19 protein-coding genes are annotated in these 20,440 nt (G+C 62.5%); 6 read left to right on the forward strand and 13 right to left on the reverse strand.

Annotated elements, in window-relative coordinates; translation table 11 throughout:
- Positions 1-47 precede the first annotated feature (47 nt).
- On the forward strand, positions 48-1,199 hold the full coding sequence (locus KUV49_RS20540; RefSeq protein ID WP_222452753.1) for an AI-2E family transporter: 1,152 nt from the start codon (positions 48-50) through the stop codon (positions 1,197-1,199).
- A gap of 39 nt (positions 1,200-1,238) precedes the next feature.
- Here KUV49_RS20540 and KUV49_RS20545 read toward each other — a convergent pair whose 3' ends face one another.
- Together KUV49_RS20545 and KUV49_RS21605 are read right to left on the reverse strand one after the other, a co-directional pair.
- The gene (locus tag KUV49_RS20545; protein WP_222452754.1) at positions 1,239-2,165 is read right to left on the reverse strand and encodes an isoaspartyl peptidase/L-asparaginase family protein; all 927 of its coding nucleotides are present in this window, start codon (positions 2,163-2,165) and stop codon (positions 1,239-1,241) included.
- Entirely contained in the window at positions 2,162-2,509 is a 348-nt protein-coding gene (locus KUV49_RS21605) for a hypothetical protein (RefSeq protein ID WP_261393387.1), read from the reverse strand. The genes KUV49_RS20545 and KUV49_RS21605 overlap by 4 nt, the downstream gene beginning before the upstream one ends.
- Between KUV49_RS21605 and KUV49_RS20550 the strand changes: the two genes are divergently transcribed.
- From KUV49_RS20550 to KUV49_RS20565, 4 genes are all read left to right on the forward strand, one after another.
- Positions 2,400-3,215, forward strand: coding sequence for a cyanophycinase (locus tag KUV49_RS20550; RefSeq protein WP_315899589.1), 816 nt, complete (start codon positions 2,400-2,402; stop codon positions 3,213-3,215). The genes KUV49_RS21605 and KUV49_RS20550 overlap by 110 nt on opposite strands.
- On the forward strand, positions 3,202-5,844 hold the full coding sequence (gene cphA / locus KUV49_RS20555; RefSeq protein ID WP_261391635.1) for a cyanophycin synthetase: 2,643 nt from the start codon (positions 3,202-3,204) through the stop codon (positions 5,842-5,844). The genes KUV49_RS20550 and cphA overlap by 14 nt, the downstream gene beginning before the upstream one ends.
- 116 nt (positions 5,845-5,960) lie before the next feature.
- Complete coding sequence (locus tag KUV49_RS20560) at positions 5,961-7,208, forward strand: acetyl-CoA carboxylase biotin carboxylase subunit family protein (RefSeq protein WP_261391636.1); 1,248 nt, start codon at positions 5,961-5,963, stop codon at positions 7,206-7,208.
- Positions 7,209-7,398: 190 nt separating this feature from the next.
- Entirely contained in the window at positions 7,399-9,408 is a 2,010-nt protein-coding gene (locus KUV49_RS20565) for a CocE/NonD family hydrolase (protein WP_222452757.1), read from the forward strand.
- Positions 9,409-9,662: 254 nt separating this feature from the next.
- Here KUV49_RS20565 and KUV49_RS21680 read toward each other — a convergent pair whose 3' ends face one another.
- The 11 genes from KUV49_RS21680 to KUV49_RS20620 form a co-directional block, all read right to left on the reverse strand.
- Positions 9,663-10,292: a chemotaxis protein CheD gene (locus KUV49_RS21680; protein WP_222452758.1), complete on the reverse strand. Its 630-nt coding sequence runs from the start codon at positions 10,290-10,292 to the stop codon at positions 9,663-9,665.
- Between the two features lie 6 nt (positions 10,293-10,298).
- Entirely contained in the window at positions 10,299-12,203 is a 1,905-nt protein-coding gene (locus tag KUV49_RS20575) for a methyl-accepting chemotaxis protein (RefSeq protein WP_222452759.1), read from the reverse strand.
- A gap of 25 nt (positions 12,204-12,228) precedes the next feature.
- Entirely contained in the window at positions 12,229-12,798 is a 570-nt protein-coding gene (locus tag KUV49_RS20580) for a PDC sensor domain-containing protein (protein ID WP_222452760.1), read from the reverse strand.
- 81 nt (positions 12,799-12,879) lie between these two features.
- The gene (locus KUV49_RS20585) at positions 12,880-14,097 is read right to left on the reverse strand and encodes a PAS domain-containing protein (RefSeq protein WP_222452761.1); all 1,218 of its coding nucleotides are present in this window, start codon (positions 14,095-14,097) and stop codon (positions 12,880-12,882) included.
- Positions 14,098-14,144: 47 nt separating this feature from the next.
- Entirely contained in the window at positions 14,145-14,528 is a 384-nt protein-coding gene (locus tag KUV49_RS20590) for a hypothetical protein (RefSeq protein WP_222452762.1), read from the reverse strand.
- Complete coding sequence (locus KUV49_RS20595; RefSeq protein WP_152493300.1) at positions 14,525-14,911, reverse strand: response regulator; 387 nt, start codon at positions 14,909-14,911, stop codon at positions 14,525-14,527. The genes KUV49_RS20590 and KUV49_RS20595 overlap by 4 nt, the downstream gene beginning before the upstream one ends.
- Positions 14,908-15,843 carry a CheR family methyltransferase gene (locus tag KUV49_RS20600; RefSeq protein ID WP_222452763.1) on the reverse strand — a complete coding sequence of 312 codons (936 nt, stop codon included), beginning with the start codon at positions 15,841-15,843 and terminating at the stop codon, positions 14,908-14,910. Before KUV49_RS20600 ends, KUV49_RS20595 begins: the two co-directional genes overlap by 4 nt.
- The gene (locus tag KUV49_RS20605; protein WP_152493298.1) at positions 15,840-16,310 is read right to left on the reverse strand and encodes a chemotaxis protein CheW; all 471 of its coding nucleotides are present in this window, start codon (positions 16,308-16,310) and stop codon (positions 15,840-15,842) included. The genes KUV49_RS20600 and KUV49_RS20605 overlap by 4 nt, the downstream gene beginning before the upstream one ends.
- A complete protein-coding gene (locus tag KUV49_RS20610; RefSeq protein WP_222452764.1) occupies positions 16,303-18,495 on the reverse strand; it encodes a chemotaxis protein CheA in 2,193 nt (730 codons plus the stop codon). The genes KUV49_RS20605 and KUV49_RS20610 overlap by 8 nt, the downstream gene beginning before the upstream one ends.
- 15 nt (positions 18,496-18,510) lie before the next feature.
- Positions 18,511-18,873: a response regulator gene (locus KUV49_RS20615; protein ID WP_222452765.1), complete on the reverse strand. Its 363-nt coding sequence runs from the start codon at positions 18,871-18,873 to the stop codon at positions 18,511-18,513.
- Positions 18,870-19,172 carry an STAS domain-containing protein gene (locus tag KUV49_RS20620; protein WP_152493295.1) on the reverse strand — a complete coding sequence of 101 codons (303 nt, stop codon included), beginning with the start codon at positions 19,170-19,172 and terminating at the stop codon, positions 18,870-18,872. The genes KUV49_RS20615 and KUV49_RS20620 overlap by 4 nt, the downstream gene beginning before the upstream one ends.
- Positions 19,173-19,512: 340 nt before the next feature.
- Between KUV49_RS20620 and KUV49_RS20625 the strand changes: the two genes are divergently transcribed.
- The gene (locus KUV49_RS20625; protein ID WP_152493294.1) at positions 19,513-20,433 is read left to right on the forward strand and encodes a branched-chain amino acid ABC transporter permease; all 921 of its coding nucleotides are present in this window, start codon (positions 19,513-19,515) and stop codon (positions 20,431-20,433) included.
- The last annotated feature ends 7 nt before the right edge of the window (positions 20,434-20,440 follow it).

Raw genomic sequence — 20,440 nt, forward strand, 5'->3', positions numbered from 1 at the left:
CATGGTCGCGTGTCGCAGGGACGTTGCCCATCGGGGGAAGAGGGAATATGAAAGCGGATAACCTTAAGGAATTCGAGCCGTTGACGCGCCAGTTGGTGGACACGCCGAAATATTCGCAGGTCCGGACGGTTGCGCTGGTGATCATCGCCTTCGCCGTCGTTCTTTTCCTGCTGGTGCAAGCCAGGTTCATCCTGATCTCGCTTGCCGTGGCCGTGATTCTGTTCACGCTGACGTCGGACGTGATCCGCCTGATCGCGCGGCAGAGCATCGGGCGGTTCCGCATTCCCAACTGGCTGGCGTCGCTGGCCGCGCTGATGATGATCTCGACCGCGTTGCTGATCCTGTCGTCGATCCTGCTGGCGCAGCTGAATACCGTTCTGGGCACGACGTTGTCCTATGCCGAACGCGCGCCCTCGGCTGTTGCGTCGCTCTTTGCCTGGATGGGCGAGGATGTGGAGCGCGCGGTGCTGAATTCGCTCAACAGTGTCGAGGTGTCCGGCTATGTCCGGACCGCGGCAGGGCAGGCGGGAAACCTGATGCAGGGGACGGTGCTGGTGATCCTGTTCTTCGGCTTCCTGTTTGCCGAGCGCATCTGGTTCGGCACCAAGATGTCCAACTTCTTCGGCGATCCGGCGCAGGCGGAACGGGCCAACAAGATCTTCACGTCGATCATCCACCGGGTGAACTACTATCTTCTGATCAAGACGCTGGTCAGCGTGATCACGGGCGCGATGGTGTACCTGGTGGCGCTGGCCTTCGATATCGAACTGGCCCTGTCGCTGGGCATCCTGACCTTCATCCTGAACTACATTCCCAATATCGGCTCGATCATCGCAACCGGGATGGTGGCGCTGGTGGGGTACGTGGAAACCGGAGAGGCCTCCGTGACCGCGGGACTGTTCGTGATCACCGGCATCATCCAGTTCGTGAACGGCAATGTCATCGACCCGTGGCTGATGGGCCGGGCGCTGCGGTTGTCGTCCTTCGGGATCATCATCAGCCTGGCCTTCTGGGGCGCGGTCTGGGGCATTCCCGGCATGTTCCTGTCGGTGCCGATCATGGTGATGATGCTGGTCATTTGCAGCCATGTGCCGGGCCTGAGGAAGGTGGCCGTGCTGCTGTCGCGCGAGGGTCTGCCGGAAGATGAGCGCGAGCTGGACCGGCTGAGCGAGGAAATCGAGAGCCGCAAGGGCACCTGACCCGGACGTGACGGCCGCAGGGCGCGGACCGCGACAGCCCTAGTAGATGAAGGTCTGTGAGGCCTGGCCTTCGATGCTTTGACCGCGATACATGCCTTCGCAGTTGAACGGCAGGGTGATGCTGCCATCCGCGCCGATGGCGATCAGGCCGCCCGAGCCCCCGATGGCGACGAGGTCCTTCATCACCACTTGCTCCGCGGCGTCCGTCACGTTTTGGCCAGCCAGCCGGATACGCGCGTCGATCTCGTGCGCTACGGAAAGGCGGATGAAAGCCTCGCCGTCCCCGGTGGCCGAAACGGCGCAGCTGTCGTTGGCGGCGAAGGTGCCGGCACCGATCAGGGGGCTGTCACCGATGCGACCGGCGCTTTTGGCCGTCATTCCGCCGGTCGAGGTGGCGGCGGCAATGTGGCCCGCGCGGTCGCGGGCCACGGCGCCCACCGTGCCGTGGCGGCGCGACGGGTCGTCGTCGAGCGTGCCGTCCGCTTCCATCCGCAGGGTTTCCTGAAGCGTGTCCCAGCGTTCCGGGGTGAAGAAATAGCTTGTCTCCTCGAAGGGCAGGCCGGCCTCGCGGGCGACGGTCAGCGCCCCGTCGCCGGCCATGAGGACATGCGACGTGCGCTCCATGACGGCGCGGGCGGCGTCGACCGGGTTTCGCGGGCCGCAGATGCCCGCCACGGCCCCGGCGCGACGGTCGCGCCCGTCCATGATGGCGGCGTCCATCTCGTGCGTGCCGGCGCGGGTGAATACCGCACCGCGGCCCGCATTGAAAAGCGGTTCGTCCTCGAGCGCGCGAACCGCGGCGGTGACGGCGTCAAGCGCCGTGCCGTCGGCTGCGAGAACGGACTCGCCGGCCGTCAGCACCCGCGCCAGGGCGGCGTGACAGGCCGCTTCACGCTCTTCGCTCATCTCGGCCCGGGGCAGGACCCCGGCACCACCGTGAATTGCCAGTGCGAATCCGTCGCTCATGTCTGGTTCCTGCCATGTTTTGCACCGTTTTGGCGCGGTTTGGTTGCCAAGAATCCCACATAGCGCGGGAATCGTGACGTTGCGATCGCTTTTGCAGTTGCGGACTGTGGGTTACGTGACATTCTTGTGAACGGGATGGTAACATCCACAACATATAGATAATAGTCCAGCGATGGATGGAGTCGTTCGATGGATATGTCCGTGAAACCGAGGCCCCGAGGCAAACTGGTCGCGATTGGCGGCGCCGAAGACAAATCCGCCAAGGCGGCGATTTTGGGGCGCGTGTTGAAACTCTCTAACAAGGAGAGTCCGGTGGTCGGCGTGATCACCACGGCCAGCAGCATCCCCGACGAGGTCTTTCCGGCCTACGAGGAAGCCTTCGACGCGCTGGGCGCGTCCGAGGTGCTGGACGTGCGCATCCGCGAACGGCGCGATGCCGACGACCCCAAGATGGTCGAGATGATCCGCAAGAGCGACGTGCTGTTCATCTCGGGCGGCGACCAGATGCGCCTGACCAGCATTTTCGGCGCCTCCAAGTCGCTGGAGGCGATCCGTGGCATCTACCACGAGGGGGCGGTCATCGCCGGTACCAGCGCGGGTGCCGCGTGCCAGTCCACGACCATGGTCTATGGCGGCAGCGCGATCGACAGTCTGCGCAAGGGCGCGGTCAAGATGAGCGCGGGTTTCGGCCTGATCGAAGGGGTCATCATAGACACCCATTTCCTGGAGCGGGGACGGTTCTCGCGGCTGATGGAAGTGGGGGCGACGAACCCCGAATACCTCGGGATAGGCCTGGGCGAAGATGCCGCCGTTCTGTTCGAGGGCGGTATTATAAAGGCCTTTGGGCCGGGTCACGTAATCCTCGTTGACAGTTCGAGGATATCCAGTTGCAATGTATTCGACTTGTCAGACGGTGAGGCGGTGAGCGTCCACAACGTCGTGATGCATGCGCTGGTCGAGGGTGACGGATACAACCTGGCGGACCGGCAGGCCCTGAGTGCCAGACAGCTTGGGGCCGAGAGCCTGGAGCTGAAGGATGCGTATACTTGAACACCGTGCGCTGCGCGGACCGAACTATTACAGCCGCTACCAATCGATCTACATGCGGCTGGACATCGAGGAACTGGAAGACCGGCCGAGTGACAAGGTCGACGGCATTGCCGACAAGCTTCAATCCCTGATCCCCACGATTTACGAGCATCGCTGTTCTGTCGGAGAGGCCGGCGGATTCCTGTCCCGGGTCAAGGACGGCACCTGGGCCGGTCACATGGTCGAGCATGTGGCGATCGAATTGCAGAACATGATCGGCTTCTCGGTGGGCTACGGCAAGACCGTCGACAGCTATGACAAGGGGGTCTATCACGTCGTCTATCGCTATCGCGACGAGGCCTCTGGCATCGCCTGCGGCGAGGAGGCGGTGGAGATCGTCCAGGCGCTGTATGACGGCAAGGACGTGGAGCTGGAGCCGGTCATCGACCGCCTGAAGGAGGTGCGGGACGCCAACGCGCTGGGCCCGTCGACAGGCTCGATCGTGAACGCGGCCAAGGCGCGGAACATCCCGTGGTACAACCTGACGGAGGGCACCAGCTATACCCAACTGGGCCACGGCGTGAAGCAGCGCAGGTTCCAGGCCACGGTGACGGATGCGTCGGGCATCATCGGCCACTCGATTGCCGACGACAAGGAGTGGACCAAGCAGGTGCTGGACGACGCCGGCGTGGCCGTGCCCAAGGGCTATATCGGCTACAGCTGGGACGAGGTGAAAGACGCCGCCGAGTGGATCGGCTGGCCGGTCGTGACCAAGCCCTTGTCGGGCAATCACGGGCGTGGCGTGACCACCGATATCACCAACGAGGAAGAGCTGAAGTCGGGCTACGAGGCCGCGCTGGCGCGGTGCCGCGATGATTACGGCGCCGTCATCGTGGAAAGCTATATCAAGGGCGAGGATCACCGTATCCTGGTGGTCGACGGCAAGCTGGTGGCCGCCGCACGCCGCCGCCCCGCGCATGTCGAGGGCGATGGAAAGTCGACGATCCAGCAGCTGATCGACGAGGAAAACAAGGACCCGCGGCGGGGTGTGGGCCACGAGAACCTGCTGACGCAGATTCACGTGGACGAACAGACCCTGCGCCTGCTGGAGCAGGCCGAACTGACGCTCGAGTCGGTGCCGGAGAAGGGCGAGATCGTCTATCTGAAATCCACTGCCAACATCTCGACCGGCGGGACGGCGACGGACCTGACCGACGAGGTGCATCCCGAGATCAAGTTCGCGATGGAGCGGATCGGCCGGCTGGTGGGCCTTGATATCATCGGGATCGACCTTCTGGCCGAAACGCTGTCCAAGCCGCTGGATCAGCAATCGGCGGGCGTGGTCGAGGTCAATGCCGGGCCGGGCTTTCGGATGCATATGGCGCCGACCCATGGCAAACCGCGTGCGGTGGGCGAGGCGGTCGTCAACATGCTGTTCCCCGATCTCACCGATGACGGGCGCATTCCGATCACCGCGATCACCGGCACCAATGGCAAGACCACCACGACGCGCCTGATCACGCATATCCTGCGGCAGGCGGGCAATTCGGTGGGGATGGGCTGTACCGGCACGATCGAGATCGACAACCATGTCATCCTGCGGGGCGACTATTCCGGCCCCGCCGCCGCCCATGCGGTGCTGCGCGAGCCCACGGTGGAACACGCCGTGCTGGAAGTGGCGCGCGGCGGGATCATGCGCCGGGGCCTGGGGTTCGACGAATGCGATGTGGGCGTGTTGCTGAACATCGCCTCGGACCACCTGGGCGAACGGGATATCCACACGCTGGAAGAACTGGCGCGCTGCAAGACCGTGGTGGTCGACGCGGTGAAGAAGATCGGCGGGTTCTGCGTGCTCAATGCCGACGATCCGCTGGTGATGGACCAGGGCACCTACTGGGCGCGGGGTGAGATCATCTATTTCACGATGGATCCCGACAACCCGGACCTCAAGCAGCACCTGGACGACCACAAGATGGTGATCACAGTGCGCCAGGGCCGGATCGTGCTGTTGCGCGGTACGGTCGAGGTCGAGGTGGCGGCGGTCAACGATGTGCCGATCTCGTTCGAGGGGCACGCGCCCTTCAACGTGCAGAACGCCATGGCAGCCACGGCCGCCGCGCTGGCGCACGGGCTGGAGATCGACGACATTCGCGCGGGGCTTCTGAGCTTCCACCCGACACCGGCGCAGATGCCGGGGCGGACCAACTATTTCGAGGCCGACGGCGTCAAGTGCCTGATCGACTATGGCCACAACGTGCCGGCCCTCGAGGCGCTGGAGCCGCTGGTCAATGGCCTGGGACAACAGCGCAAGATCGCCGTCGCTACCGCCCCGGGCAACCGCCGGGACGAGGATCTTGCGGCGCTGGGCGCGCAACTGGCGAAGATGTGCGATGCGGTCTATGTTTATGAAACGGATGCGCGCGGACGCAGCGAAGGCGAGACAGCCGGGCTGATCGAGAAGGGTGCCAGTGACGCCGGATCCGCCGGAACGGTCGAGATCATCATGGACGAGCAGGCCGCGATAGATCGCGCCATCGGCGAGGCGAAACCGGGTGATTTCCTGTTGCTGCTGGTCGACGACATCGAAGGCGCGACCGAGCGCCTGAAAGGCCGGAGCTACGGAGCGCAGTCGGACCTGGGTCAGACGTAAGCCACGTTCGCGCAATTGACAGGGAACAACGCCGTCGCAACGGCGTTGATATCCGGGGGAGCGATATGACAAAAAACGTTTTCGTTGTTGGACTGAACGATCTTAATGCGGAACGATTGAAGCGCCTTCGCGGCGTCGAGGACGTGAATTTTCACCCGCTGCTCACGTCTGCGGAAGTATCCGATACCCAGATTTTCGACATCCCTGACATGCTGCGCCGGGCCGAGGAGACGCTGGACGCCTTCGACGGCTCGATTGACGCGATCGTGGGCTATATCGACTTTCCCGTGTCCACCATGCTGCCGCTTTTGTGCAAGAAATACGGTGTACGGAACGCGTCGCTGGAATCGCTGCTGAAATGCGAGCACAAGTACTGGTCGCGCAAGGTGATGGCCGAGGTCATCCCCGACCACGTGCCGAACTTCACTGCTTTCGACCCGTTCGACGACGAGGCCTTGTCCAAGATCGGCGAGGCCGGCCTGCGGTTTCCGTTCTTCGTGAAGCCGATCAAGTCGTCGGGTTCGCGCCTGGGGTTCCGTATCGACAGCCCCGAGGACTTCGCCTATGCGACCGAGGCCTTCCGCGCCGAGATCAACGAGATTTCCGAGCCGTTCAACTATGTCCTGAACCAGGCCGACCTGCCCGATGACGTGAAAGCCGTAGAGGGCCATTACTGCATGGCCGAGCGGGTGATCGGCGGGCGCCAATGCACCGTCGAGGGCTATGTGCATGACGGCGAGGTCGTGCCTTATGGCGTGGTCGATTCGATCAGGTATCCGCAGGTTCTGAGCTTTTTCTACTATCTTTACCCGTCCACCCTGCCGCCGCGGATCCAGGAGCAGATGGCGGAGATCACCAAGACGGTGATGAAGCACATTGGCTACGACAATGCCGGGTTCAACATCGAGTATTACTGGGACGAGGTGCAGAACCAGATCTGGCTGCTGGAGATCAACACCCGCATCGCGCAATCGCATTGCGACCTTTTCGAGATGGTCGACGGGGTCAGTCACCAGCAGGTGACGGTGGACCTTGGCCTGGGCCGCAAGCCGGACATGCCCAAGGGCGAGGGGCCGGAAACCGTCGCGGCGGAGTTCTTTTATCGGGTGTTCTTCAACGATGCGACGGTGGCCCGCGCGCCATCGCGGGCCGAGGTGGAGGTCGCCGCCGAGCAGGTCGAGGGCACGCGGATCACCTCCTATGTCAGCAAGGGGTCGAAACTGTCGGAACTGCCGGAGCAGGACGCCTACAGCTATGCGGTGGCGTCGGTCTGGATGGGGGCGCAGAAACAGTCGAAGCTGCTTTGGAACTACGAGCAGGTCATGAAAAGGCTGAACTACGAGTTCACGGATATCGTGGAGTAGGGCGGCAGAGCGTGCGCCGTTTCAAGCGGTTTCGCCAGCCCGGTTTCTTTGAATATCCGGTTGATCGTCGACAGATCGGGTTCCGCGCTGGCTTGGGATCTTCCCTTGCCCGGTGGCGGCTGGACATCGGGCAGTAGAGGCAGTAGCCCCACGCTGCATACCTCCCTGAAGCCGCTTTCCGGACGCTGACATGAAGATCGATCATCCGCTGCCGCAGACCATCCAAGAGATCGAGCATCTGGAGATTCCGATGCCCGACGGCACGCGGCTGGCCGCCCGCATCTGGATGCCGGAAGGTTCAGAGGACCTGCCTGTGCCGGCAATCCTGGAATTCATCCCTTATCGAAAGAATGACAAGACGTTGGAGCGCGACCACGCGCGGGCGCCCTGGATGGCGGCGCAGGGCTATGCCTATGTGCGCGTCGACCTGCGAGGAACCGGCGAATCCGAAGGGTTGATGACGGATGAATATACCGACATCGAGCTGCAGGACGGATGTGACGTGATCGCCTGGATCGCCGGACAGGACTGGTGCGATGGCGGGGTCGGGATCGTCGGTATTTCCTGGGGCGGATTCAACGGCCTGCAACTGGCGGCGCTGCGCCCGCCGGCATTGAAGGCGGTGGTCACGATCTGTTCGACCGACGATCGCTATGCCGACGATATCCACTACATGGGCGGCACGCTGCTTGGGGATCACCTGTCCTGGGCGTCGGTGATGTTCGGTATCAACACCCTGCCGCCCGACCCGGCGCATGTGGGCGACCGCTGGCGGACGATGTGGGAAGAGCGACTGGACGGATCGGGCCTGTGGCTGAAGAACTGGATGCAGCACCAAAGGCGGGATGCGTTCTGGAAACACGGGTCGGTCTGCGAGAACTTTTCGGATATCGAGGTGCCTGTCTACGCCGTCAGCGGCTGGGCCGATGGGTACTGCCGGGCGGTCTTCCGGCTCGTCGAGAACCTGGAAGCGCCGGTCAAGGGGCTGGTTGGCCCATGGTCGCATCGCTATCCGCATCTGGGCGAACCGGGGCCGGCCATAGATTGGCTGACGGAAGAGACGCGATGGTGGGACCAGTGGCTGAAGGGACAGGACACAGGGATCGCCGACGAGCCGAAGCTGCGCGTCTTTCTGCAGGATCACGCCAAGCCGCAAACCCATTACGAGGAACGGTCGGGGCACTGGATCGACCTTGCATCATGGCCCTCGGCGCAGATCACGCGGACGTCCTTCGCTCTTTCGTCGGATGGCGGGCTGGGCCGGGCCGGGCCGGGTGAGCCGCTGAAGCTGTGTTCACCGCTATGGGTCGGGCGGCACGGAGGCAAGTGGTGCTCCTACGGTCATCCGGGCGACCAACCGGGGGACCAAAGGCGCGAAGATGCGGGAAGCCTGACGTTTGAGACCGCGCCGCTGGAAGACGACCGGCACATGGTCGGCGACCCGACGTTTTCGATGACATTCCAGGTGGACCGGCCCGTGGCGCAGGTTGCCGCGCGGCTGATGGATGTGGCCCCGGACGGGGCGGCAACGCGCGTCAGTTATGGGCTCTTGAACCTGACGCATCGCGACAGTCACGAGCATCCCGAAACGCTCGAGCCCGGACAGACCTATACCGTCACCGTGCCGATGAAGCATGTCGCCCAGACATTCCGAGCAGGACATCGCATCCGTCTGGGGCTGTCCACGAGCTATTTCCCGATCGCGTGGCCGGCGCCCGAACCCGTGACGCTGACGGTTCTTACGGGTGAATGCCGGCTTGACCTGCCACTTTGCAACGCGGCGCCGGTGCCGGTGGAGTCGTTCGGTCCGGCAAGGGCCGCCGAGCCGCTGGAACTCGAGGTGGAAAGAGCCTCGTCCGCGTCATGGTCGATATCGGAGGATGCGGACACCGGACGGCTGTTGATCGAGGTGGTCGACGATGAGGGGGCGGCGACGATCCGGCGGCAGGGGTTTTTCCACGCGGCGAAAGCCGCGGAACGCTACACCATCCTTCCCGATGATCCGACGTCCGCGGAGGGAGAGGTGACCTGGACCCACGAGATGCGGCGCGACGAATGGATGGTTCGCACGGTGACGTGGACAAAACTGACCGCTGACAAGAGCGAGTACCGGATCGAGGCGCGGTTGCAGGCATTTCTCGACGACACCTGCGTGCGCGACCTTGACTGGGACGTGCGCGTTCCGCGTGATCACAATTGACGGCGCGGCCCGAACGGGTCGACGTGGCACCTGACCGAAGACGCCTTTGCGGATCCCTGCGGCCGGCGTCTTTCTGAACGTGAACCTCGGGCTTTCCAAATGCCGTGAGTTGCCGCCAAGCCTCCACAACGGTGTCTTGAACGACCCGTAATTCAGCACTGCTGAAACCGGCGTGAAGGCGAGATGTTCCGAGAGTCTGGGATCAGAGAAGGGGAGGGCGGTTGCCGATCGGGTCATGTCAGGTCGGCAAGGGCCTAGAACAGCTGGATATCGCCCTGCGATGGTGTGTTTTTGGGCTTGTTTCGGACGGGCGATGCGATGATCGGATCGCTGATGTTCGACATGAAGCATCGTTGGACCCGACCGGACGCCGACCAGAACCTGATCTTGCGCCCGCGGGATCCACCAAGGCAGCTTCCTGTGATCTTGAACCCTTCGTTCGACAGGTACCATTCCGCAAAGCTGGCATTCTTCGCACCGATTTCGGCGCCGCCTTCGAACATCTTTGCGCCGCCGAAGATCTTGACATTCAGGCGCGTGCGGTCCGCGCCTTTCTTGAGCAGGCCGTTGACCAGAAGTTCCATGGCATTGACGCCGTAACGCATGTTGGTCCCGCGATCTCCGGTGTCGCCCGGAAGCAGAAAATGGTTCATGCCTCCGACACCGGCGACGGGATCCCACATGCAGGTCGCGATGCAGGAGCCCAGAATGGTGGTCATGACTTCTTCCGGGCGGTCTGAAATTCGGGTCTCGCCCTGAAACAGAGGAACGAAGACGGCGCCTTCGATCGAACCGGGACCAGATGCGTCGGTCATGTTCGACCGCGATCCTGCGCGGTTGCCAAGATGTGTCATGAGACCTCCTCGCACGGTGCCGAAGCACACGCGCGATCAGAATTCATGCCAGTCTTCCTGTCCGTTCACAGCGGCGGAGGAGACGGCTGGCGCGGTAACCTTGGCTACCGACATGTTCTGCGGTTCCGTCCTTGCGATTTCGTCTTCCCAGCCTGTCTTTTGCGCGGATGCGGAGGTTTGGAGCGCGGACGGGGCTGTGCCTTCGCTCAACTCGTCGAGACTGAATTGGCGCAGGATGTCCGTCATGCGCTGCGCTTCATTGCTCAAGCTGCGGCTGGCTGCGGAGGACTCCTCGATCACCGCAGCGTTCTGTTGCGTCACCTTGTCGAGTTCCGTCACGCTTTCCTTGATTTCCGCCAGGTTTGCCGCCTGTTCGCTGGATCCGGTGGCAATCTGAGAAACCAGGTCGGACACATGGTTGACGCCATCGATTATGTCGCTCAGCGCAGCGCCGGCCTGGTTCGCAAGATCGCTTCCCTCGGTAACGTGTTCGCTGGAACGCATTATCAATTCCTTGATTTCATTGGCCGAATCCGAGGCGCGCTGTGCAAGAGCGCGGACTTCGGAGGCCACAACGGCGAATCCGCGGCCGGAATCGCCCGCCCGGGCGGCCTCGACGCCTGCATTGAGCGCCAACAGGTTCGTCTGGAACGCGATGTCGTCAATGACACCAATGATCGCGGTGATCTGTTGAGACGACTCCTCGATGTCGCGCATAGCCTTGACTGTCTTGCCCACGACGTCGCCGCCAGTGGCCGCACGTTTCTTGTTGTCCGCGATACGTTCGTTGGCATCGACAGCGAGTGTGGCAGTTGTCTGCACGCTGTTGTTCAATTCCTCGATGGCCGCAGCGGACTCTTCCAGCGTCGCGGCCTGCGCCTCGGACCGTTTCGACTGGTCCTCGGCGACCTCGGAGATTTCCTGCGAGCTGGTGCGTACGCTTTCGGCGGTGGACACGATCGTCGTGAGCATCTTGCGAAGGCTGGCCACGACTTCGTTGAAATTCTTGCCGATTTCGATGTGATCGGAGTCGAGCCCCTCGAAGTCGCCGAGATTGATCGAGCAATCCGTCCGACCCGATGCAAGGTGGGACATGCGCTCTCCAAGGTGATGCAAAAGCTTCTGTCTCAGAGCCGTCGACTCGTGCCTGGCCCGGGTTTCTGCTTCGTCGCGGGCCAGCGTGTCACGGAATTGCTGAAGCCCTTGTGCCATGACACCGATTTCGTCCCCACGGTTGATCCCGGGGATATCCGCGGTGTAATCGTGGCTCGCGACCGCGCGCATTGCGCTGCTCAGCGACTTGATTGGCCCGGTCACCAGATGAGAGATGGCGAAAAAGATTGCCACGAGGCCGCCCAACGCGACCACAGCGCTGGTTCCCAGGACCTGCAGGATCTGCATCTTCTGCGCGGCAATGAACGTGCCATTGTCCCACACGAAGCCGACCGCGCCAAGAAGCGTCACACCATCTTTGGCCATGACCGGAACTGCAACGGCATGCGTATCGCCTTCGCCGGCATGTGCAAGTTCCTTGTCGGCCAGGGCCCTTGCAATCACTGCTTGGACCTGAGGCGATTTTGTACTTCTGGCCGCGTATTCGGCCAACTGCTCACCGGATACATGAACGACCTCGACTGCGATCAACGAGGCATCACGTTCTGTTGCGGATGCATACACTTCGGCAATCCGGTCCCCGTCCTTGAACTGGATCGGGGCTCGCATCTGGTTGGCCAGCATGTCGGCGATGAAGACCTCGTCCTCAGCTTGTTGCTCCATGCTCATGGACTTGAGATTTAGATCGAGCAGGACGAAGCTGACGGTGAAGGTTGCGAGAAAGCCCAAGGCAACAGCGATGGCAAGTTTCGCGCGGATGCTGAGCGCCGCGAAAGCGGTCTTGATCCGGCCGGGATTGGTGCCGGCGATAGGGGCGGTCATGGTCATCTCGGGCTCCCGTGAGAAGGGTGATTCAGTTGGCAGAAGCGAGCATCTCGAGGTCGACGCCGACGGTGATCACCCCGACGAACGCCCCGTCATCCATGATCGGAAGGCTGATCTGGCTCTGGTATGCCTGCGATGACTCGTCGAATTCGGCGGGACTGATGTGAATACCGGACGTGGCGTGGGGCACTTGCCACTTGTCTTCGTCGCCCTGCCAGTAATCGGAGGTCACGTCACTCTGGCCAACATTCAGTCCACGGGCATCGGTTATGAAGATTTCGGTGTAACGTCCGGCGCCTTGCGCCTGTATCTCCCGAAGGTGGGAGGAAAGGCCGTTCGACAGGATGCTGTCGACGAGGGTGCCGCCAGAGATGACCTGTTCTCGCCAAGTGGCATCGAGCGCAATGATCTCGCCTTCTGTAAGGTTCTCGTGCGCGACATTCTGAATGCGAAGTACCTCGAGCACGAGGGGGTCTGTTACCCATTCTGCGATGGTATTGTTCGCGAGATCCTTGAGCGCCGCGTCATAATCGCCGGACGCGGCAGCGCCAGAAGCGAGCATGCAGGCGATTGCGATGTTGGTGACTGAATGTTTCATTATCCCTCCGGATTCTGGAAAGTGGTCGGATTGGTCCGTATGTTCGTCGATAAGATTTAATATCCTCTGAACCCGCGCGGTTCAGAGGGCCGTTGACGTTGAATCAATCTGAATTGCGGTCGCGGACAGGGCGGCCAGATGACGGTCGGTCTGGTGATGCGCGTGTTCCAGGCGGTGGATGATGCCGAGCAGTCCACTGTCTATGTCGCTCATTCTGCCGCTTTCGACCCGACAGAGAAGCTTGACCAGATCGAGCCCGTTTATTCGACGTCGCAATTGGCGACAAACGTCCGGGATGATCTTGCCCAGGGTGGCGACATCGGAGACAGCGGCGCGGCTGATCTCGGAAAGGGACTCGGCCTGCGCATGAAGTATCTCCCGACCACCGTGCCCGCGACTGGAGGAATTGTGCTTCAACGCTGACTGCTTCGCGGTCAGATCCATCAGCGCCGACATCTGCGACGCGCTGTGGGCATGGGCGAGGGCGGCCCGCATTCGCACCAGCAGTCCGGTGTCGTCACAGCGCAGCCTGTCGACCATTTGGTACATGTCGTCCGACATCGTCTCGTAGTTCTTAGAAATCGTGCCGATCGCCACACCTGCCCCCTCCAGCCGGCTGGAGAGAATCCGCAAGTTGATGGGCTCGCCCCGAACTTGCTGAAAAATCGAGATTATCTTGTGCACGAGCGCCTCGGCCTCAGTCATCATATCGGTCAGTTTCGAGATTTTCCGAAGGTCCGCATCGGCGGTCTCGTCGATATCCTCGCGCAGGGAGAACTCGGCATTCAGAGCTGCGAATGCGTATGATTCAAAATCGGGGAAGTTCTTTTCCGACAGGCGCTTCACCAGATATTCGGCGCTTTTGTCCGGCGGAAGGCCGCGTGCTTCTTCGGCAAGCGCGTCTGTGTAGATGTCGCGCGTGAACTCGAAGAAATCGGACCCGGGTTTGATCCTTACCGACAGGTAACCGTCCCGGGTCGGTGTGATGGATGCGAAGACCCAGTAGTAGCGGCCGTCGGCGGACGCATTCTTGACATAAGCGCAGACCGGAAGCCTGGATTGAAGCCGTTGCCACATCAGGTGGAACAGGCCGCGCGGCATCTCGGGGTGGCGGACCACCTTGTGTGGGGCGCCGACCAGTTCCTCTTTCGACATTCCCGCAACCCTGCAGAATTCCGAGTTCGCGTAGCGTATGACGCCGCGTGTGTCGGTCGCGGAAGCCAGGAGCTGTTCGGGCGGAAAATCGACCTCGCCGCCCGGCACGGTCGCACGGTCGCTTGTTTTTGTTGTCTGTTGCATGGCGTGGTCCTCTCAGAGGCAGGCGGTTCACTTCCACCGCGGGGGTTTCAGAACAGGATCGGCTGGCCATCTCCCAGCCCGAGAGCGGGTTTCACGGGATCATCCAGAAGCCGATGCCGGAAATAGTCGAGCCGGACCTGAGCGATCAGGGGCGCGAGTTCGACGGGCGCGTCGGCCGCCGTCATGCTTGAGAGCGTCTGGAGAACCCGGGAAATGTCTCTCAAGTGCTGCCAGAGAGCATCGACGCGCTGCAGGTCGCGCAGGTCGGAGGTGCCATGCTCTGGAAGATGTGCGACCAGTTCGGGGATCAACGCGTCCAGCCTTTCCGCGATGGCCGCAAGATCGTCCGTCTCGTCGGCGAGAATTTCGAGAATGCGGGCGATGGAAGAAAAAGACACGGAACGCTCCTGCTTTCGGGAAATCTGGCTCAAAGGCGACCGACGACTTTTTCGATGCAAGCCTTCAACTGTGCGGTCTGGAACGGCTTCTTGAGATAGTTGTTCATCCCCAACCGTGTCCCGCGCTCGAGGATCTCCTTGTCGGCGCGACCTGTCACGAGGATGAAGCCGGTCCTCGCGATGGCGCGGTGCGAGCGGATCGCTTCGAGCAGTTGGAGCCCGTCCATCCGCGGCATGTTGAAATCGGAAATCACGAGGTGCACCGGCTTGGAGGCGAGGCTGCTCCAGGCGGTGTGGCCATCCGCCTCGGTTCGGTAATTCTTGATCCCGAGTTCGTCGAGGGCCTGAGTGAGCAGCCCGCGGCTGGTCGACATGTCGTCGACGACAAGGATATGCAGTTTGTCTTTCAGGCTCATCCGAGGCCTCCATTTATGTCTGGGCGATGCCCGTCGGCGTCCTTTGCGACCCTGAGCATTGACGCTTGTCGGGACACGGCGGCGGCAGGGCGGCAGAAGGCGCCACGCTCTTGTTGAATGAACGAGGTGGCGATGTGTTCGGGCAGGTTTTCGGAATGGCCAACATAGAGGGCGCCACCGGCCACTACGCGGTCTGCCAAGCGCTCCCACAGGCGGATCTGGGTCGCCTCGTCGAAGTAAATCGTCACATTGCGGCACATGATGACATCGAACCCGCGCTGAAACGGCCATTCGGCGTTGAGATTCAGGCACCGGAACGTGATCAGGTCTCGGGCTGTGGATGCAACACGCACCATGCCGGAGGGGGAGTCCGCGCGGTCAATGTAGCGATCGGCAAGCGACGCGGGCAGGTCCGACAGGCTGGACGTCGGATAGAGCCCGGCACGCGCAGTGCCGAGGGCCGATTTGTCGATATCCGTCGCAAGGATGCGCAGGTCGAGGCGCGCCGCCTCGGGGCAGATCTCGAGGAGGCGAAAGGCAATATCAAATGCCTCTTCGCCGGTCGAACAGGCGGCGGACCAGAAGCGCACCCGGCGGCCGGACCGTGCGGCCTCCGTCAGTCGCGGAAGAACATGTTCGGAAAGATGGTTGAAGTGGTGTTCTTCGCGATTGAAGCGCGTCATGTTCGTGGTCAGCGCGGAGACAAAGGCATCCTGCTCGGCTTCGTTGCCGGGGGTCTGCAGCCAGTCGCAATATGCCTCGACCGAGCCGATGCCCAGCGCCTTCAGCCGTTTGGCCAGGCGACCGGACACCATTGCCCGCTTGTTGCTTCCGATGTGAATGCCCGTCATCCGCTTGAGCAGGTTGGCGACGATGTTGAAGTCGCCGGGACTGATCAAGGGCGGTGCAGTGACCTGCGGTTCGTCGCTCATGCGCTCAACGGAGCCTCTTGTGGCAGAACCTCTCGCACATCGATGGCGCGCACGAGCTTGTCATCGAGCGAGTGGACCCCGCGGATGAAAGCCTGGGTGCGCGAGGAGGACACGTCGGGCGTCGCCTGCATCTGGGCTTCGTCAACGGTGATGATGTCGGAAACCGCATCGACCAGGAAACCGACGATCTTGTCGTCGATCTGGGCAATGATAATGACATGTCGCTTGCCGGGCTCGGTCTTGCCGAAGCCAAGTCGCAACGAGAGGTCGACGACCGGCAGGACCGTTCCGCGAAGGTTCATCATTCCGACCACGAAATCCGGAGCGTGAGGCAATGTCGTGGTGCTGGTCCACCCCCGGATTTCCAGCACATGCGAGATCTCGATGCTGAAATCCTGGTCCTCGACCGTGAAACATACGATCTCCACCCGGTTGGCGGTCTTTGTTTCGGCTTGGGCTTCACGCATGATGAATATCTCCTGTGGCGTCTGGCCAGGCGCGATCGACCCATCCGCCCTGACCCGGTGGTGCAATCATCTGGTCGGTGTCTACGATAAGTGCGATCTTGCCGTCGCCGAGGATCGTTGCCGCCGCGATTCCGGGTATTTTCTGGTAGTTCTGTTCGAGGCCCTTGATCACCACCTCGCGCTGCTCGGCGATGCCATCCACGGCGAGCGCGTAGCGGTGTCCCGTCTCTCCCTCGATCAGAAGAAGGGACTGACTGTCGAGGCCGACAGGCGCGGCGCGAAAGCCCAGCGCGGCGCCGAGATCCTTGATCGGAACCATTTCGCCATTCAGCGACAGGACGTTGTCGCCATCACACAGCGTGTGCACCTTGGCCTGGCCAGGTTGCAGCATCTCGCGAAGCGGCAAAGTCGGCACGATCAGGGACTGATCGGCAACCTTTACGACCATGCCCTCGAGAACCGCGAGGGTAAGTGGCAGCGATACCGTGACGGAGGTGCCGCGCCCGGGCACCGATTGCAAGCTGACCCGGCCGCCAAGGGACTGGATCTCGTTGCGGACCACATCCATACCGACCCCACGGCCGGAGAGATTGGAGATCTCGCCCGCGGTCGAGAAGCCGGGACGGAACAGCAAGTTGTCTATGTCGGAGTCGCTGAGGTCGTCCTCGGCGCGTATCAGACCCTTCTCGATGGCGATCTGGCGCACTTTCGGACGGTTGATGCCTGCGCCGTCATCCTTGATGACGATGACCACCCGGCCCGATCTGTGGCTGGCTTCGAGCGTAACCGTCCCGCGGTCATCCTTGCCGGCGTCGCGACGCGCCTGGGGTGTCTCGAGGCCATGGTCGATGGCGTTGCGGATCATGTGCGTCAACGGCTCGACCAGGCGTTCGGTAACGGTCTTGTCGACCTCGGTCGCGTCGCCCACTGTCACGAGGCGCGCCGATTTCCCGGCCTCCCGGGCTGTTTCGCGGACGATACGGGACATGCGTTGAAAGAGACTGCGCACAGGCTGGGCCCGGATCGCCATGACACTTTCCTGGATCGCACCGGAGAGTGTCTTGAGCTGGCTCATTGCCTCGTCGACGCCACCGTTGCCGGAACCGGACATCTCGTCCATCGATTGCCGCAGCATGGCCTCGGCGATGACGAGTTCGCCCACGAGGTTGATCAGCCGGTCGACCCGGTCGAGGTCAACGCGAATGGTGCTGGTGCGGGAATTGGCCGTTCTCGGGGCGCCGGTAGGCGGGGGTGCCGCCCCGCTGTCTGCAGGTGGTGCACCAGCGGCAACGGATGTGGCCCCGTCATTTGAGGGCACCACGCCTGGCGCGTCGGGGTCGGTGGCGTCCGGGCCGGCGGAAACCGGGTCCGACAGTTCCGGCAGGGAAGGCAAGGCGGATGTGAGGTCGAGCGGCGCGGAGATTTCGAGCTCGCACAAACCTTCGACGAACTCGAAAACTTCGCGAATTGCGGCCTCGTCGACCGCATCGTCGGCGCGGAAGTCAAGTGTCCAGCTCAAAGCCGGGACGGACCACGGCCCATCGGAAAGTGGTCGCACCGCGTCGAGCTCGGCTTCGATCCGGAGCGTTCCCAACGCCTCCAGGCTGCGGAAAAGGATTGCGGGATCGTGGCCGTTCGCGAAGAGCTGCGGCGATGCCTTGAAGCGAATGGTCACCGGCCCGCCGCTGTCGGACGATCCCATGTCGTCCAGGGAAGGCAACTCGCCATCGATCGCGAGGAAGGTCGGCTGAAAGTCCGGTTCAACGGACTCCTCGGCGCTTTCCTCACCCGAGCCGGAAGCGCCATTCGCCGCTAGGCTGACCTGTTTGAGGTCGTTCAGGATGGACGCGCCTTGTTCGGCGGACAGCACCGTTCCCTGGCTGGCCGCCTCGACCAGGTCGGCGAGATGGTCGCTGGCCGTGAGAAGGAGATTGACGACACTGTCGCCCACAGCCAGCCGGTTGCTGCGCATATCATCGAGCACGTTTTCGAACGCGTGCGCGAAGGAAACCAGCTGATCAAGACCGAAAGCGCCGGCGCCACCCTTCATGGAGTGCACCGCGCGGAACATGCTGTTGATGGTCTCGTCGTCGCCCGCCCCGGCCTCGAGGTCGTTCAGCCCGGCAGAAAGCTGTTCCAGCAGGTCGTCACATTCCTGAAAGAACATCTGGTTGAGATCGTTCATGGTTCGCGCCCTCCTTCAGACCACAAGTCGACGTATGATCTGGACGAGTTTTTCTTCGTCGAAGGGCTTCACGATCCAGCCTGTAGCGCCGGCCTCGCGGGCGCGTTGTTTGAGCGCATCGCCGCTTTCGGTTGTCAGTACGAGGATCGGCACGCTGGACACATGCGCGCCTTTGCGAACCCCGTCGATGAAACCGAACCCATCCATCCGCGGCATGTTGATGTCCGTGATGATAAGGTCAGGCGTGGCGGCCGGGAGGCGTTCGAGACCATCGACACCATCCTCGGCCAGTTCCACCTCGAATCCGGCGCCGGTCAGCGTCTGTTGCAGCATGCTGCGCATGGTTCGGGAATCATCGACGGCAAGGATGCGGGTCATGCGGAATCCTCTTGCATCAGGGCGTGTCGGGGAATGCCGAGGCGGTCCAGCCCCTGGAGGAAATCGGGAGAGGGATCGGCAAGATCGAACGCAGCGCCATCGTGCTGCCATTGCAGTCGCGCGCGCAGCAGGATTTCCGCCGCCAACGCGCCGAGGAAGCCGACCTGGCCTGCCTGCAGGCGCAGGTCCGATCCGCGCCGGGTTTCGAGGCTTGTCGCCAGCGTTTCGCAAGCGGCAAAATCAAGTCGTTCCGGAAGGTCAAGCGGTGCTTCTCCGACCGAAGTGTCTGTATCTGTCATGCGGGGCCCTTCACACTGCAAAAGAGGTGTTGGCGCGATGCTATGGGGTCGGGTTTAAGATGTAGTTAAGCTGCAAGGTATTGAACTTACGCGTAAATCAAGTCCGGCAATTGCCGTTCTTCGAGAGAGCGACGCGAGTCGGTACCGTCGGAATCGGGGGCGATGGCGAGCCGTCCGGAGCAGAGGCGCAGAAAGCCGGGTCACGCAGGACGGGACCCAGCCGCTTGCCGTGTCATGTGCTGCTGCCCCAAGGTCCGGCGAAGGGCTTGGCCTTGGTGCGGCGGCATGGTTTAAGCCAGCCGCAACGGGCACGGAAACGGCGGAGGAGCAAGCGGCGCGCATGTCGAGCATTCTGATCATCGAGCAGGTGCTGAACGGGGTTCAGTTCGGAGTCATGCTGTTCTTGATGGCGGCGGGCCTGACGCTGATCTTCGGGGTGATGGGGTTGATCAATCTCGCGCATGGCTCGCTTTACATGGTCGGCGCCTTCGCCGCGGCTGCGGTCGCCGCGGCGACGGGGAGCTTCCTGCTGGCGCTGGGCGCCGCACTGGCCGTCGCGGCGGCGGTTGGCGCGTTGGTGGAGGTCACGGTGATCCGCCGCTTATATGCCACCGACCACCTGGACCAGGTGCTGGCGACCTTCGCGCTGATCCTGATCTTCTCGGAAGGGACGCGGTATCTTTTCGGGTCCTTTCCGCTCTATCTCGATATTCCCGAAGCGCTGTCGGGACCTGTGACGCTGCCCGGAGGCATCCAGTATCCGCTTTACCGGCTGGCGCTGATCGGGATCGGGTTGGCGGTCGCCATTGGCTTGTGGCTGCTGATCGAGCGGACGCGGGTAGGTATTCGCATCCGCGCCGGCGAGAACGATCGCGAGATGATCGCGGCGTTGGGCGTGGATATCTCGAAGCTATACACGCTGGTCTTTGCGCTGGGCGCGGCACTTGCGGGGCTGGCGGGCGCGCTGGTGGGCGCGATCCAGTCGGTGCAGGTGGGCATGGGCGAGCCGGTGCTGATCCTGGCCTTCGTGGTGATCGTGATCGGCGGGATCGGGTCGATCAAGGGGGCCTTCGTGGGCGCGATCCTGGTGGGGCTGACGGATACGCTGGGGGGCATTTTCCTGCCCGAGTTCTTCAAGCTTTTCATGGAGCCGGCGGCGGGCACGCAGGTGGGCGCCTCGCTGGCGTCGATGGCAATCTATATCCTGATGAGCGTGGTGCTGGTTTGGCGGCCCACGGGCTTGTTCGGGGCCCGGGCATGAACGGGGC

It is taken from the genome of Roseovarius atlanticus, assembly GCF_019802205.1.
GTDB lineage: Bacteria > Pseudomonadota > Alphaproteobacteria > Rhodobacterales > Rhodobacteraceae > Roseovarius > Roseovarius atlanticus_A.

What these genes read in the sequence shown, in the direction of transcription:
- KUV49_RS20595 (WP_152493300.1), bottom strand. Translation starts at nt 14,911, where the DNA reads ATGAGCCTGAAAGACAAACTGCATATCCTTGTCGTCGACGACATGTCG.
- KUV49_RS20565 (WP_222452757.1), top strand. Translation starts at nt 7,399, where the DNA reads ATGAAGATCGATCATCCGCTGCCGCAGACCATCCAAGAGATCGAGCAT.
- KUV49_RS20575 (WP_222452759.1), bottom strand. Translation starts at nt 12,203, where the DNA reads ATGACCATGACCGCCCCTATCGCCGGCACCAATCCCGGCCGGATCAAG.
- KUV49_RS20620 (WP_152493295.1), bottom strand. Translation starts at nt 19,172, where the DNA reads ATGACAGATACAGACACTTCGGTCGGAGAAGCACCGCTTGACCTTCCG.
- KUV49_RS20580 (WP_222452760.1), bottom strand. Translation starts at nt 12,798, where the DNA reads ATGAAACATTCAGTCACCAACATCGCAATCGCCTGCATGCTCGCTTCT.
- KUV49_RS20605 (WP_152493298.1), bottom strand. Translation starts at nt 16,310, where the DNA reads ATGCGTGAAGCCCAAGCCGAAACAAAGACCGCCAACCGGGTGGAGATC.
- KUV49_RS20585 (WP_222452761.1), bottom strand. Translation starts at nt 14,097, where the DNA reads ATGCAACAGACAACAAAAACAAGCGACCGTGCGACCGTGCCGGGCGGC.
- KUV49_RS20540 (WP_222452753.1), top strand. Translation starts at nt 48, where the DNA reads ATGAAAGCGGATAACCTTAAGGAATTCGAGCCGTTGACGCGCCAGTTG.
- KUV49_RS20615 (WP_222452765.1), bottom strand. Translation starts at nt 18,873, where the DNA reads ATGACCCGCATCCTTGCCGTCGATGATTCCCGAACCATGCGCAGCATG.
- KUV49_RS20600 (WP_222452763.1), bottom strand. Translation starts at nt 15,843, where the DNA reads ATGAGCGACGAACCGCAGGTCACTGCACCGCCCTTGATCAGTCCCGGC.
- KUV49_RS20625 (WP_152493294.1), top strand. Translation starts at nt 19,513, where the DNA reads ATGTCGAGCATTCTGATCATCGAGCAGGTGCTGAACGGGGTTCAGTTC.
- KUV49_RS21605 (WP_261393387.1), bottom strand. Translation starts at nt 2,509, where the DNA reads ATGCTGCTGGCCGTGGTGATCACGCCGACCACCGGACTCTCCTTGTTA.
- KUV49_RS20545 (WP_222452754.1), bottom strand. Translation starts at nt 2,165, where the DNA reads ATGAGCGACGGATTCGCACTGGCAATTCACGGTGGTGCCGGGGTCCTG.
- cphA (WP_261391635.1), top strand. Translation starts at nt 3,202, where the DNA reads ATGCGTATACTTGAACACCGTGCGCTGCGCGGACCGAACTATTACAGC.
- KUV49_RS20610 (WP_222452764.1), bottom strand. Translation starts at nt 18,495, where the DNA reads ATGAACGATCTCAACCAGATGTTCTTTCAGGAATGTGACGACCTGCTG.